The following is a 13,357-nucleotide window of genomic DNA, read 5'->3' on the forward strand; positions in this document are numbered from 1 at the left end:
TTTCCCGGGACGCTCTATCACTTTCCGCCGCCTTTCCCGGGACCCTCTCTCACTTTCCGCCGCCTTTCCCGGGACCCTCTCTCACTTTCCGCCGCGTCCCACGATGCCTGTGGATAACTTCTGCAGCATCGCCACGTTTCGGGCCACAATGCCAGCATGCACATGCGCAACAATCTGCCCAAGCCGTTGGCAACGGCACCGTTCACGTTGGATTCGGCGCGGGCCTCTGGTGTTTCCGCCAACAGGCTGCGGCGAAAAGACGTGGTCCATGTGGGTCGCGGACTCTACCGGCCGTCGGATTGGAGCTTTGAGCTGGAAGCCGCGGCTCGGGCGCTGTCTGCCGCATCACCCGGGGCCTGGATCTCACACGTCACTGCAGCACGCCTCAGGTGCCTACTGTTGCCGCCCTGGCTCGCGGACTCGACGGAGTTACATCTGAGCAAGCCCAGGTCGCTACCCTCTGCGCGCCGCAAGGGCATACTTGGCCACACGGTACTGACGCGGGAAGACGAGATTGAATCGGTCGACGGCATCCGCATCAGTACGCGATCGCGGACCTGGCTGGATTTGGCCAGGCGGCTGTCGGTGAGTGATCTGGTGTGCATGGGCGACCAGATCATCCGCGTTCCGCGGATGGAATTCGAAGACCGCTCACTGCCGTTCGATACGTTGGACGGGCTCCGCACCTTGGTCGGCCGCCATCCAAACCTGCAGGGCGTTGTCCGCGCCAGGCAAGCTCTGGACCTGATGCGGGTCGGCGCCGACTCCGCGCCCGAATCCCTGCTCCGCCTGGCAATGGCCGACGCCGGCCTGCCCGAACCTGACCTCCAACTGGCATTACGGGACGGTGATCCCAAATCCCCGACTGCCGATCTCGGTTACCGTCACCGGCGGATCGCCATCCAGTACGACGGCGGACATCACCTTGTTGACGCCCAGGCCCTTAGTGATCGACGGCGTGACAAGGCTTTCGAATCGGCTGGCTGGACTGTCCTGATAGTTCGCAAGGAGGATCTTGCCGATGGATTCCAACGGACCACAGGGAAGATCAAGCGGACACTGCGCACCGCTTGGCTAGATCATCCCTGCGCGTCAGGCTTTGCCGACGCCGGGTAGAGAGGGCTATCTCCAAACATGCAGGAAGCGAGAGAGGATCGCGCCGAAACCGACCAAAAGTGAGCGAGGATCGGGCCTAGACCTGCAGGAAGTGAGAGAGCGTCCGATCCTTCGAATCGCTCGACGGGCCACCCCTGCGGCCGCCGCGCTTGAGCGAAACGAACACCACCGCCACGCTCAGCACCACCAGCCCGGCAACGTAGGCCGCGGTGGCAGGGTCCTCGGCGAGAAGCTGCGGAATGGCCCGGCCCGGCACTGTGGCGGCAAAGATGAACGCCACGGCAATGCCGATGTAGCTGCCAATCATGTTCCCCAGGTGCGACCGGATGTTGCGTCGGATGGCGCTGACCAGCCCCAGAGTCACCGTCACGATGGTGAACGCAGACAGCCCGTGCAGCCAGGTGAAATGCCCGGCCGTCACGATCCAGAAACTGCTGAAGCAGACGTAGTACATGGCCGCCACCCACAGATATCCCATGGTGCGGTGGATGCGGTCACGGCGTCGGCGAAGAATTTGGAAGGGGCCAATCGTGAGGACAAACAGCGCGGCGATCACGTGACTGACAAGCAGTACATTCCAGTGGTCCATACCCTTAAGATAGAGTCACTATCCAATGCGTGTACATCAGGATAGTTGGCCCCGGGTCCGCTATCCAATGGATCCGCGGCCGGCAGGAAGGAAAGCGGGCATGCAGCTCAAGGAGCTGAGCGGGCAGTCGGGAGTTGCGGCGGCCAGCATCAAGTACTACCTGCGCGAGGGCCTGGTGCCGCCGGGCGAGACAGTCAACGCAACCCGCGCTGAATATTCGGCCAGGCATGTCGAGCGCCTCGGTTTGATCCAGGCGCTCCGCCGCATCGTCGGACTGAACATCGAGCAGATCCGGGGCCTTCTTAAAATAGCCGACGACGGCGCCCCGCGACTTGCGCTCTTAGCGGCGGTTCAGCGCGTGGTGCTGAATCTGGACACATCCGCCGGCGGTAGCGGCGACGTCCCCACCCCGGCGGCCGACGCCGTCGTACGCCTCAGAAGCTGGCCCGATTACCCAAGCGACGCCCGGAACGCTCTGAACGTCCATCTGGGACTGATGGACGGCCTGCATATCCCCGTGTCCCGCGAACTCCTGGACACCTACAGCAAGGCAATGGACGATGTCGCCGGGCTCGACATTGCGGCCACGACTGCCCCTGACAGCGTTGACCAGCTTATTCTTACGGCCGCCGTCGGCATGCACATGCACAGCCAACTGCTGCTGAAGCTCCTCGCCCTTGCCCAGGCCAGCCATGCCATCCGGCGCTACGACCAGGATCTTTAAAGCACAACGCTCCCCCACCAAAAGTGAGAGAGCGTCGCGCCAAAACCCACCAAAAGTGAGAGAGCGTCGCGCCAAAACCCACCAAAAGTGAGAGAGCGCCGCGGGCGGAGGACCGAGTGCTTAGCGCTCCAGGTCTCCGCGGATGAAGGCCTCAACCTTTTCACGGGCGAGGTCGTCGTTGAACTGCTCGGGCGGGGACTTCATGAAGTAGCTGGAAGCCGAGAGCAGCGGGCCGCCGATACCGCGGTCCAGGCCGATCTTGGCCGCGCGGATGGCGTCGATGATCACGCCGGCGGAGTTGGGTGAGTCCCAGACCTCCAGTTTGTATTCGAGCGAGACCGGGGCGTCGCCGAAGTTGCGGCCTTCGAGGCGGACGAAGGCCCACTTGCGGTCGTCGAGCCACTGGACGTAGTCCGACGGGCCGATGTGGACGTCCTTGGCGGCCAGCTCGGCCTCGACGTTGGAGGTGACGGCCTGGGTCTTGGAGATCTTCTTGGACTCGAGCCGGTCGCGCTCCAGCATGTTCTTGAAGTCCATGTTGCCGCCGACGTTCAGCTGGTACGTGCGGTCCAGCGTGACGCCGCGGTCTTCGAAGAGCTTGGCCATGACACGGTGCGTGATGGTGGCACCGATCTGGCTCTTGATGTCGTCGCCCACGATCGGCACGCCCGCGGCAGTGAACTTGTCCGCCCAGGCCTTGGTGCCGGCGATGAACACCGGCAGGGCGTTGACGAAGGCTACGCCGGCGTCGATTGCGGCCTGGGCGTAGAACTCGGCGGCTTTCTGCGACCCAACGGGCAGGTAGCAGACCATGACGTCGACTTTGGCGTCCTTGAGGGCCTGGACTACGTCGACAGGTTCTGCCGGGGACTGCTCGATGGTCTCGAGGTAGTACTTGCCGAGGCCGTCCAGCGTGTGGCCGCGCAGGACCGTCACGCCAGTGGGCGGAACATCGGCGATCTTGATGGTGTTGTTTTCGCTGGCCAGGATGGCGTCGGCCAGGTCAACGCCGACCTTCTTGCCGTCCACATCGAAGGCTGCAACGAATTCAACGTCGTTGACGTGGTACTTGCCGAACTCCACGTGCATCAGACCGGGAATCGTGGCCTGGGGGTCGGCATCCCGGTAGTAATGGACACCCTGGACCAGGGACGCGGCGCAGTTACCTACACCGACAATGGCAACACGAATCGGATTTGAAGACACGGAACTCCTTTGAGAACAACTTCAGGTGCCCGGCGCGGCCGCACTCTGGTGCACGGCGGCGGCTGATGGGCACGGCACCATTGGGCGCCCTTTGCATTCTAACCAACACCGCCGGGGCCGGAGTTGTTCCCGGCCCCGGTTATTTGTTAGGGACAGTTCTGTTACGCGTTCGCTGGGTTCTGTGCCCAGAGGTTGATATCGGATTCGACGGCGAACTCGTCGATCGCCGTCAGCTCCTCCTGCGTGAACTCCAGGTTGTTGATGGCGGACAGGGTGTCCTCCAGCTGCCTGACGCTGGATGCCCCCACGAGTGCGGACGTGACGGATGTTCCCCTGGGCTGGTCGCGGAGGATCCAGGCGATGGCCATCTGCGCCAGCGACTGCCCGCGGCCGGCGGCGATCCTGTTGAGTCCGCGGACCCGGTCCAGCTTCTCCTCGGTCAGCGCCGACTCGGACAGGAACCGCTCCTTTGCCGCGCGTGAATCGGCCGGGACGCCGTTCAGGTAGCGGTCGGTCAGCATGCCCTGGGCCAGCGGGGAGAACGCGATGGAGCCGGCGCCAACTTCTTCGAGTGCCTCGTAGAGGTTGGGCGTCCCGTTCTCCGTCCAGCGGTTCAGCATGGAGTAGCTGGGCTGGTGGATGAGCAGCGGGGTGCCGAGCTCCTTCAGGATCCGGGCAGCCTCGAGGGTCTGCTCCGGCGTGTAGGAGGAGATGCCGGCGTAGAGGGCCTTGCCGGAGCGCACGGCGTAGTCCAGCGCCCCCATGGTTTCCTCCATGGGCGTTTCCGGATCCGGGCGGTGGCTGTAGAAGATGTCCACGTAGTCCAGGCCCATGCGCTGCAGTGACTGGTCCAGGCTGGAGATCAGGTACTTGCGGGAGCCCCACTCGCCGTACGGGCCGGGCCACATGTAATAGCCGGCCTTCGTGGAGATGACCAGCTCGTCGCGGTACGGCTTGAAATCGTCCTGCAGGTGGCGGCCGAAGTTGGTTTCGGCGGATCCGTCCGGCGGCCCGTAGTTGTTGGCGAGGTCAAAGTGGTTGACGCCGAGGTCGAAGGCGCGGCGGAGGATGGCACGCTGCTCATCGAAGCGCTTGTCGTCGCCGAAGTTGTGCCAGAGGCCGAGGGAGACGGCGGGGAGTTTGAGGCCGCTGCGTCCGACGCGGCGGTAGGGCATGGATTCATAGCGGTTGTCCGCTGCCGAATAAGTCATACGATCCATCCTGCCAGTTGTGACGCACGCTACAGCCAACAAGACCGTTGTTACGCCGCGGGCTGACACAAACAGCCCGCGGCGCCGCAACAGGGGGCTAAGCCTTCAAGATGGCCGCGCTCCAGGGCGCCAGCACCAGGGAGGCACCATCCGGCCCCGTTGCCCCGTCGGTGGCGAGCAGCAGCGAGCCGCCGGCGTCGTCAAGCTTGACCGCATGCTCCGAAAAGTTGAGCGCCACGGCAACATCGCCCCGCCGGAAGCGCAGCCAGCCGTCCTCTTCGCTGAAGTCCACCGAAGTGTCCGTGAACCCCAGTCCGGCGAGTTCGGGCGTGGAACGCCGCAGCGCCGTCAGCGCACGGTACAGCTCCAGGAGGCGGGCGTGGTCACCTTCCAGGGCCTCGGCCCAGTTCAGTTTTGAACGGCGAAAGGTTTCCGGGTCCTGGGGATCAGGCACGACGGCGGGATCCCACCCCATGCGCTCGAACTCCTTGATCCGGCCTTCCGCCGTCGCCTTGCCCAGTTCCGGCTCCGGGTGGGAGGTGAAGAACTGCCAGGGCGTGGTGGCGCCGTATTCCTCACCCATGAAGAGCATGGCGGTGAACGGGGACGTCAGCGTGAGGACGGCGGCCACGGCCAGCTGGCCGTAGGACAGCGACTGGGACAGCCGGTCCCCGGTGGCGCGGTTGCCGATCTGGTCGTGGTTCTGGCTGCACACCACCAGCGCCGCGGGGTGCACCAGCCCGGTGTTGATGGGCCGTCCATGGTGCCGGCCGCGGAAGCTGGAGTAGCTGCCGTCGTGGAAGAAGCCGTCGCGCAGGACCTTGGCCAGGGCGCCCAGCGAATCGAAGTCACTGTAGTAGCCCTCGGTCTCGCCGCTGATGTTCACGTGGACCGCGTGGTGGAAGTCATCGCTCCACTGCCCTTGAAGGCCGTACCCGTTGACATCCCGCGGGTACAGCAGCCGGGGGTTGTTGAGGTCGGACTCGGCGATCAGGGTGATTGGCCGGCCGCTCTCCGCCGAGATGGCGTCTCCCAGTGCACCGAACTCCTCCAGGAGGTGGACCGCGCGCTCGTCCTTGAAGGCGTGCACGGCGTCGATCCGCAGCCCGTCCACGTGATAGTCCCGGAGCCACATGGCGGCGTTATCCAGGATGTAGCGGCGGACCTCGTCGGACCCGCCCCCGTCCAGGTTCACCGAGTCGCCCCAGGTGTTGCCCGCACCCGACTTCAGGTAGGGCCCGAACCGGGGCAGATAGTTACCGCTGGGACCAAGGTGGTTGTACACCACGTCCTGGATGACGCCCAGGCCGGCGGCGTGCGCGGCGTCCACGAAGCGCTGGTAGGCGGCAGGTCCGCCGTAGCCCTCATGGACGGTGTACCAGAGGACGCCGTCGTAGCCCCAGTTGTGGGTGCCGTTGAAGCCGTTGACCGGCAGGAGTTCCACAAAGTCGACGGCCAGCTCTTTGAGGTAGCCCAGCTTTCCGGCCGCGGCCTCCAGGGTGCCCTCCGGGGTGAACGTGCCGATGTGCAGTTCGTAGATGACGGCGCCCTGCAGTTCCCGGCCCGGCCAGTTCCCGTCCGCCCACTCATGGGCCGACGGGTCGAAAGTGCGGGACAGGGAATGGACGCCCGAGGGCTGCCGCCGGGACCGGGGATCCGGCAGCGGAGTGGTGTCGGTCCCCGGCAGGTAGCCGTAGTCAACCTCGCCGTCGGAGGGGGCGGCCGGGGCCGTCCACCAGCCCTGGCCGCGTTGGCTCATCGGGTATTCCGTGCCGTCCGCGACCAGGGTGATGGCGCTGACGTCGGGGGCCCAGATATCGAAGCGTTCGCTTGCGGGAGTGGTCATCCGTCGTTCTCCGATCGTTGGGAGGTGGCAGGAGCGAGCAGTGCAACGGGGTAGCTGGCCAGGACGTCGGCAACCGCGACGGGACCGGGGCCAAAGCTGTTGCCTGTGAGCTCATCGGTCATTGCCACCGGAAGGTCCACAGTGGTGTCCTTCCACCCGCCGGCCTGTTCCAGCCGCCGCGGCAGCCTGGTGGCCAGCGTGATGGCGCCGGCCGAGGAAGCACCGGAGGCACCGGCGCCGGCATTATCGGCTCCGCGGCTGAACGCCACCAGGTGTGCCGCGGCCGGACCGGTCGCAGCGATCGGCGTGTAGCCGCTGAACAGCTCCGGCCGGTCGCGCCGCAGACGCAGGGCCCGGGAGGTCACCAGCAGCTTGGCGGCGTCGTCCTGGTACGACGCCGGGCGCTCACCGGCGTCGAGGGCGGCGAGAGCCTCCTGCCGCGCGGCAAATTCGACCGTCCGGCGGTTGTCCGGGTCGGTGAGGGAACGGTCCCAGAACTCGGTGCCCTGGTAGACGTCCGGGACCCCCGGCATGGTCAGCTGCACGAGTTTGGCGGACAGCGAGTTCGCGGCGCCGTACCGCTCAAGGAGCGCCACGAAGGCCCCCAGCTCCGCACGGACGTCCGGATTGTCGAACGCGGCGTCGACGGCGGCGGCCAGCTGCTGCTCGAACGCTTCGTCCGGGTCGAGCCAGTCGGTCGAGTTCCCGGCCTCGCGGGCAGCCTTGGTGGCGTACTGCTGCAGGCGTTCCTTTGATGCCGGCCAGGCGCCGGCGATGGCCTGCCACAGGAGGCTGGCCAGCGGCCCGTCGGGCAGCGGTGCCAGTTCCTGGAGCCTGGTCAGCACCTTTTCCCATTCCGCCACGGATTCGGAAATTACGGAAATCCTGGCCCGGGTGTCCTCGCTGCGCTTCGTATCGTGCGTGCTGAGCGTGGTCATGGAGAGGGGCAGCTCAGCTTCCCGCCGCGCCATCCGGCGGTGGAATTCCGCCGGGTCGAGGGCGAACTCGGTGGGGTCGGCGCCCACCTCCGTCAGGGTGCCCAGACGGGTGTAGCGGAAGAAGGCGGTGTCCTCCACGCCCTTGGCCATCACCATGCCGGAGGTCTGCTGGAACCGCTGTGCAAGCGCCGAACCGCCGTCCAGCAGCAGCGGCTGCAGCAGGTCCACCGCCCGCGCCAGCTCGGGCCGCCGCCGTGATGCGAGCGCGCAGGCCTCCTTCAGGACGTCCTCCCCGAACGGGAGGTAGGTGCGGTACACCGGGAAAGCGGCGATGATCTCTGCGATCGCGTCCGCGGCCTGCCCTGCGTCAAACCCCGTCCCGGCGGGAACGGTTTCGGCCGGAATCAACCGTGCCAGCCGGAGGATTTCGGAGTGCAGGATGCCGTCAGTGATCCGGCGTTTGGTTCCGCGGATCATCTCCTCGTAGTCCGCGGGTTCTCCGCCGCGGAGCCTGCCGTCGAGCTGGTCCAGGGCCTGTTGGGCCTCGGCGTCGACGAAAAGCCGGTCCACGTCCGCCAGCGCGTCGTAGCCGGTGGTCCCTTCGCACTCGAAGGAAGCCGGCAGCTCCTCCCCCGGCTCCAGGATCTTCTCGATCAGCAGGTAACTCCCGCCGGTGGCTTCGCGGAGTCGCCGGAGGTAGCCCTCGGGGTCCGCCAGCCCGTCGGGATGGTCGATCCGGAGCCCGTCCGCCAGCCCCTCACGGAACCAGCGCACAACCTCCGCATGCGCCTCGTCAAACACGCGCGGGACTTCAACCCGAATTCCCGCCAGTGTATTGACGGCGAAAAAGCGGCGGTAGTTCAGCTCGTTGTCCGCGCGGCGCCATCCCACCAGTTCGTAGTTCTGCCGGGCATGAACGTCACGGGGGTCGTCCCCATCGGCGAAGCTCCCCTCCGCCAGCGGGAACCGGTGGTCGTAGTAGCGGAGTTCGCCGTCGCGGATTTCCAGCTTGTCGAGGTCGTCGTCGCTGCCCAGCACGGGCAGGCGGACGCGTCCGCCGGCGAAGTCCCAGTCGACGTCGAACGCCTCGGCGTAACGCGACTGTTTGCCTTCCTTGAGCAGTGACCACCACCAGGGATTCTGGTGGGGCGATGCCACTCCCACGTGGTTGGGCACAATGTCCACGAGCACGCCCAGTCCGGCGTCCCGCGCTGCCCGGGACACTGCGGCCAGCCCCTCCGGGCCGCCGCGGTCGGGGTCCACGGTGGAGGGATCGGTGACGTCGTAACCGTGGTCCGATCCCTTCTCCGCTGTCAGGATCGGGGAAAGGTAGATCCAGTCCACGCCCAGCGATTTCAGGTAGGGCACAGTGGCGGCAGCGTCCTGGAGCGTGAACGCGGGGCGGATCTGGAGCCGGTAAGTGGAGACGGGCGTCTTCATGACTTGGACTTTTTCGGCTTCGGCTTTGGCTTCGACTTCATGACTTTGGCCGAGGCTGCCCTATCCGGGACCACCGGGCTGGTCAACGTTGCCGTGTCGCTGGTGGTGGTCTGCGACAATGCCGCGAGCGAGGCCGCCACAGAGTGGTCAGGTTCGACTTCGGGGGTGCTGTGCGCACGGAGCACAACGAGGGACTTGGCGTCCACGGCCAAGACACCGCCAGCCATCACCGGTTCGGTATCGGCATTGTGCCCTGCGGTGTCGATGATGATGTCCCAGGCCGGGGCGTGTTCGTCGGATGGCAGCGTGAATTTAACTTCGTCGTCGTCGGCATTGAAGTACATCACAAAGTTGACGTCGGTGATCCGCCGGCCTCTCTCGTCCCGGCCCCGGATGCCGTCGCCGTTGAGGAATACGCCAACCGAACGGCCGATGCCGCTGTCCCAGTCTTCCGGCGTCATGGTGGAGGCGTCAACGTCCAGCCATTCGATGTCCGGAAGCCTTTCTCCCTCGCCGCGGAGCACCGGTCTGCCGTCGAAGAAGCGGCTGCGGCGGAACGTGGGGTGCTTGTGCCGGAGCGCGTTCACGGCGGCAGTGAATTCAACCAGCGGCTGGTCCACGGTGTCCCAGTTGATCCAGGTCAGTTCGGAGTCCTGGCAGTAGCCGTTGTTGTTTCCCTGTTGGGTGCGGCCCAGTTCGTCGCCGTGAAGCAGCATGGGCACGCCCTGCGAGAGCAGCAGCGAGGCGATGAAGTTGCGTTGCTGCCGGGCGCGGAGCCCGAGGACCTTGGGATCGTCGGTGGGGCCCTCGGCGCCGCAGTTCCACGAGCGGTTGTGGGATTCGCCGTCGTTGTTGTTCTCGCCGTTGGCCTCGTTGTGCTTCTCGTTGTAGGACACCAGGTCTGACAGTGTGAACCCGTCGTGGGCCGTGACGAAGTTGATCGAGGCGACCGGGCGGCGGCCGGAGTGCTCATAGAGGTCGGCGGAGCCGGTGATCCTGGAGGCGAATTCGCCCAGGGTTGCCGGTTCTCCACGCCAGAAGTCGCGGACGGTGTCGCGGTACTTGCCGTTCCATTCCGTCCACTGGGGCGGGAAGTTGCCCACCTGGTAGCCGCCGGGGCCAACGTCCCAGGGCTCTGCGATGAGCTTTACCTGGGACACTACGGGGTCCTGCTGGATAAGTTCGAAGAAGGTGGACAGCTTGTCCACGTCATAGAACTCGCGGGCCAGGGTGGAGGCGAGGTCGAACCGGAACCCGTCCACGTGCATCTCGGTGACCCAGTAGCGCAGGGAGTCCATGAGCAGCTGCAGGGAGTGGGGGTGCCGGACGTTGAGCGAGTTGCCGGTGCCCGTGTAGTCCATGTAGTGCTTCTCGTCGCCGTCCATGAGCCGGTAGTAGGCGGCGTTGTCGATGCCCTTGAAGGAGAGCGTGGGGCCCAGGTGGTTTCCTTCGGCGGTGTGGTTGTACACGACGTCGAGGATCACTTCGATGCCCGCCTGGTGCAGCGAGCGGACCATGGCTTTGAAGTCCTGCACCTGCTGGCCGGTGTCACCCGTGGAGCTGTACGTGTTGTGCGGGGCGAAGAAGCCTATGGTGTTGTAGCCCCAGTAGTTGTTGAGGCCCTTGTCTTCGAGGATGCCGTCGTTGACGAACTGGTGCACCGGCATGAGCTCGATCGCCGTGACACCGAGCTTCTGCAGGTGGGAGATGACGGAGGGGTGGGCCACGCCGGCGTACGTGCCGCGCTGGTCCTCAGGCACTTCCGGATGCAGCTGCGTCAGGCCTTTGACATGGGCCTCGTAAATGACCGATTTGTGGTACGGCACGCGGAGGGCGTGGTCGCCGTCCCAGTCGAAGAACGGGTTGATGACGACGCCCATCATCATGTGCGGCGCGGAGTCGGCATCGTTGCGGGAATCGGGATCGCCCATGTTGTAGGAGAACAGCGCCGGGTCCCAGTCGATCTGGCCGTGCACGGCCTTTGCATACGGATCCAGCAGCAGCTTGTTCGGGTTGAACCGGCTCCCGGAGTCGGGATCGTACGGCCCGTGGACGCGGTACCCGTATTTCTGTCCCGGTTGGATGTGGGGAAGGTAGCAGTGCCATACGTAGCCATCTACTTCAAGGAGTTCGGTCCGGCTCTCCGCGCCTTTGTCGTCGAAGAGGCACAGTTCCACCTTTTCAGCCCTCTCGCTGAACAGCGCAAAGTTCGTGCCAGTGCCGTTAAAGGTGGCTCCCAGCGGGTATGCCGATCCGGGCCAGACTTCCATGTGTACTCCTCGTGCGAACGAACAAATCTTTAGACAGACTACTAGTAAGTAGGATTACTATTGTGGCTTCCGCGCTTCGCGGCCAATGGTTACAGGGCGCGCATCACCTCGGGCAGGCAGTCTGCGATGGCACCGGCGGTCAGGGGACCGCCGGCCGAGGCGCGGGTCCCGGCACGGCCGTGCAGGCTGGCCGCCAGGGCGCCGATGGCGGCCCACCGCTCGTCCGGATCGATGCCCCGCGCAGTGAAGCGTCCGACGTCGGAACCCAGTTGCGCCATCAGCGCCCCAATGATTCCGGCAAGGACGTCCCCGCTGCCAGCCGTGGCAAGCCAGGGCGTGCCGTCCGCCTGGCTGTAGAAGTCCTGGAAGGGCGACGCCACAAGCGTGGTGGCACCCTTCAACAGGATCGTGGCCTCGGTCAGGCCCGCGGCCTGGCGCACGGCGGCAAGCGTGGAGGCCTCAACGGCGGAGCGGTCCAGCTCCTCACCGAGGCGCCCCAGCAGCGCTGACAGCTCGCCGGCGTGGGGCGTCAGGACAACCTGCGGGGCCAGCACATCGGGAAGTGCCGGCAAGGCGCCGGCGTCGGCAATGGTCGGCAGGCCCGAATCGGCGGCGTCACGCGCACGCTGAAGCTGCTGCCCATCGGCCTCGTCCAGGCCGCAGCCCACCAGCCAGGCCTGGACGTGGGTTTCGGTCACGGTCCCGGTGCTGCAGACCACTTCCGGGCAGGCCTGGCGGACCAGCCCAGCGACTTCCGGCGGCCCGAGGTAACGCACCATGCCGACGCCGGCGGCCAGGGCCCCCGGCAGGCAAGCACGGCTGCGCCGGGATACGCGGCGGAGCCTGCAACAACGCCGAGCACCCCGCGGGAGTATTTGTGCGCGCGCCTGGCCGGCCGGGGCAGCAGGGCCCTCAGGTCCTCGGCTTCGAGCCGCCGAAGCGCCGGCCACGGGAGCCGGTCTTCGATGCCGATGGGAATCACCGCAACGCGTCCGGCATGATCTGCACCGGGATCGGAAAGCAGGCCAACCTTTGCACCGCCGAAGGTCACGGTGATGTCCGCCGGCAGAACCGGGGCATGGGCCTCGCCGGTGTCGGCGTCCACTCCGCTGGGAATGTCGCAGGCCACCACCAGGCCGTGTGCCGCAGCACTAAGCTGCTCCACGAGGGACGCGGCTGAGCCGCGGAGGCCGCCCCGGGCGCCGGTCCCCAGCACGGCGTCGATTACGACGTCGGCATGGGCGGTTGCCGCTGCCAGCTCACCCGCGTTGTGGTCGGTTAGGGTCCGGGCGCGGCCGCCGGCCCGTTCAAAGGCCGCGAGGCCTTCCGGGTGGGCGTCCCCAGCGGTGAGCACCGCCGTCGTACGCATTCCGCGGCCGGCCAGCAATGCGGCGGCGAACAGTCCGTCTCCGCCGTTGTTTCCCTTGCCCGCCAGCACCGCAACGCTGGCGCCGTAGGCGCGGATCCCGCGCTTTGCGAGTTCCCGGACTACGGCGTTGGCCAGGCCATAGGCGGCCCGTTGCATGAGAACAGCGCCCGCACCGGAGCCCAGGCTTGCCTGGAGAAAGCGCCGCTCAGCCTCCCGTATCTGGGTTCCGGTGTAGGCGCTGATCATATTCAGTCCAATCGGTGCTGGGTCCGGGCAGGCTGTCAGGTGAAAGTCCGCGTCAGCCCTCCGCGAGGACGGTCGCCGTGGCGATCCCGCCGTCGTGGCTCATCGACAGGTGCCAGCGCTTGACGCCCTTGGATTCCGCAACGGCCAGCACCGTGCCCTTGACCTGGATCGTGGGTCCGTTCTGGTCCAGACCGATCCAGCAGTCCTGCCAGTTCATGCCCGCCGGAGCACCCAGGACCTTGGCCACCGCTTCCTTGGCCGCAAAACGCGCGGCCAGGGAACGCGTGTTCAGCTCACGCTCGGCTGGGACAAACAGCCTGTCCCGGAGTCCGGGGGTACGTTCCAGCTGCCGCCCGAACCGTTCAATGTCTACGACGTCTACGCCAATGCCTACAATCATGC

9 protein-coding genes and 1 pseudogene are annotated in these 13,357 nt (G+C 66.1%); 2 read left to right on the forward strand and 8 right to left on the reverse strand.

Going from position 1 to position 13,357, the window contains the following annotated elements; translation table 11 throughout:
• Window positions 1–156 precede the first annotated feature (156 nt).
• A complete protein-coding gene (locus tag FCN77_RS18630) occupies window positions 157–1,116 on the forward strand; it encodes a DUF559 domain-containing protein (RefSeq protein ID WP_137323468.1) in 960 nt (319 codons plus the stop codon).
• Window positions 1,117–1,192: 76 nt separating this feature from the next.
• Here FCN77_RS18630 and FCN77_RS18635 read toward each other — a convergent pair whose 3' ends face one another.
• Window positions 1,193–1,705, reverse strand: coding sequence for a DUF2306 domain-containing protein (locus FCN77_RS18635; protein ID WP_137323469.1), 513 nt, complete (start codon window positions 1,703–1,705; stop codon window positions 1,193–1,195).
• A gap of 100 nt (window positions 1,706–1,805) precedes the next feature.
• Between FCN77_RS18635 and FCN77_RS18640 the strand changes: the two genes are divergently transcribed.
• Window positions 1,806–2,429, forward strand: coding sequence for a MerR family transcriptional regulator (locus FCN77_RS18640; RefSeq protein WP_137323470.1), 624 nt, complete (start codon window positions 1,806–1,808; stop codon window positions 2,427–2,429).
• A 120-nt stretch (window positions 2,430–2,549) separates the two neighbouring features.
• Here the strand turns inward: FCN77_RS18640 and FCN77_RS18645 are convergent, their stop codons facing one another.
• The 7 genes and pseudogenes from FCN77_RS18645 to FCN77_RS18675 all read right to left on the reverse strand — a co-directional run bounded on the left by FCN77_RS18645 (window position 2,550) and on the right by FCN77_RS18675 (window position 13,355).
• A complete protein-coding gene (locus FCN77_RS18645; RefSeq protein WP_137323471.1) occupies window positions 2,550–3,635 on the reverse strand; it encodes an inositol-3-phosphate synthase in 1,086 nt (361 codons plus the stop codon).
• Between the two features lie 161 nt (window positions 3,636–3,796).
• Window positions 3,797–4,846, reverse strand: coding sequence for an L-glyceraldehyde 3-phosphate reductase (gene mgrA, locus FCN77_RS18650; RefSeq protein WP_137323472.1), 1,050 nt, complete (start codon window positions 4,844–4,846; stop codon window positions 3,797–3,799).
• A 97-nt stretch (window positions 4,847–4,943) separates the two neighbouring features.
• On the reverse strand, window positions 4,944–6,692 hold the full coding sequence (gene treZ / locus FCN77_RS18655) for a malto-oligosyltrehalose trehalohydrolase (protein WP_137323473.1): 1,749 nt from the start codon (window positions 6,690–6,692) through the stop codon (window positions 4,944–4,946).
• Window positions 6,689–9,070, reverse strand: a complete 2,382-nt coding sequence (gene treY / locus FCN77_RS18660) for a malto-oligosyltrehalose synthase (RefSeq protein WP_137323474.1) — start codon at window positions 9,068–9,070, stop codon at window positions 6,689–6,691. Before treY ends, treZ begins: the two co-directional genes overlap by 4 nt.
• On the reverse strand, window positions 9,067–11,340 hold the full coding sequence (gene glgX / locus FCN77_RS18665; RefSeq protein ID WP_137323475.1) for a glycogen debranching protein GlgX: 2,274 nt from the start codon (window positions 11,338–11,340) through the stop codon (window positions 9,067–9,069). The genes treY and glgX overlap by 4 nt, the downstream gene beginning before the upstream one ends.
• 89 nt (window positions 11,341–11,429) lie before the next feature.
• Window positions 11,430–12,955 (reverse strand): annotated as a pseudogene (locus FCN77_RS18670) (NAD(P)H-hydrate epimerase).
• Window positions 12,956–13,007: 52 nt separating this feature from the next.
• Complete coding sequence (locus FCN77_RS18675) at window positions 13,008–13,355, reverse strand: holo-ACP synthase (RefSeq protein WP_011692749.1); 348 nt, start codon at window positions 13,353–13,355, stop codon at window positions 13,008–13,010.
• Between the last annotated feature and the right edge of the window lie 2 nt (window positions 13,356–13,357).

Source organism: Arthrobacter sp. 24S4-2 (genome assembly GCF_005280255.1).
Lineage (GTDB): Bacteria > Actinomycetota > Actinomycetes > Actinomycetales > Micrococcaceae > Arthrobacter.

Bases quoted from the DNA above. Each gene is read 5' to 3' on its own strand.
- FCN77_RS18675 (WP_011692749.1), bottom strand. From the start codon at position 13,355: ATGATTGTAGGCATTGGCGTAGACGTCGTAGACATTGAACGGTTCGGG.
- FCN77_RS18640 (WP_137323470.1), top strand. From the start codon at position 1,806: ATGCAGCTCAAGGAGCTGAGCGGGCAGTCGGGAGTTGCGGCGGCCAGC.
- treZ (WP_137323473.1), bottom strand. From the start codon at position 6,692: ATGACCACTCCCGCAAGCGAACGCTTCGATATCTGGGCCCCCGACGTC.
- glgX (WP_137323475.1), bottom strand. From the start codon at position 11,340: ATGGAAGTCTGGCCCGGATCGGCATACCCGCTGGGAGCCACCTTTAAC.
- FCN77_RS18635 (WP_137323469.1), bottom strand. From the start codon at position 1,705: ATGGACCACTGGAATGTACTGCTTGTCAGTCACGTGATCGCCGCGCTG.
- treY (WP_137323474.1), bottom strand. From the start codon at position 9,070: ATGAAGACGCCCGTCTCCACTTACCGGCTCCAGATCCGCCCCGCGTTC.
- FCN77_RS18630 (WP_137323468.1), top strand. From the start codon at position 157: ATGCACATGCGCAACAATCTGCCCAAGCCGTTGGCAACGGCACCGTTC.
- mgrA (WP_137323472.1), bottom strand. From the start codon at position 4,846: ATGACTTATTCGGCAGCGGACAACCGCTATGAATCCATGCCCTACCGC.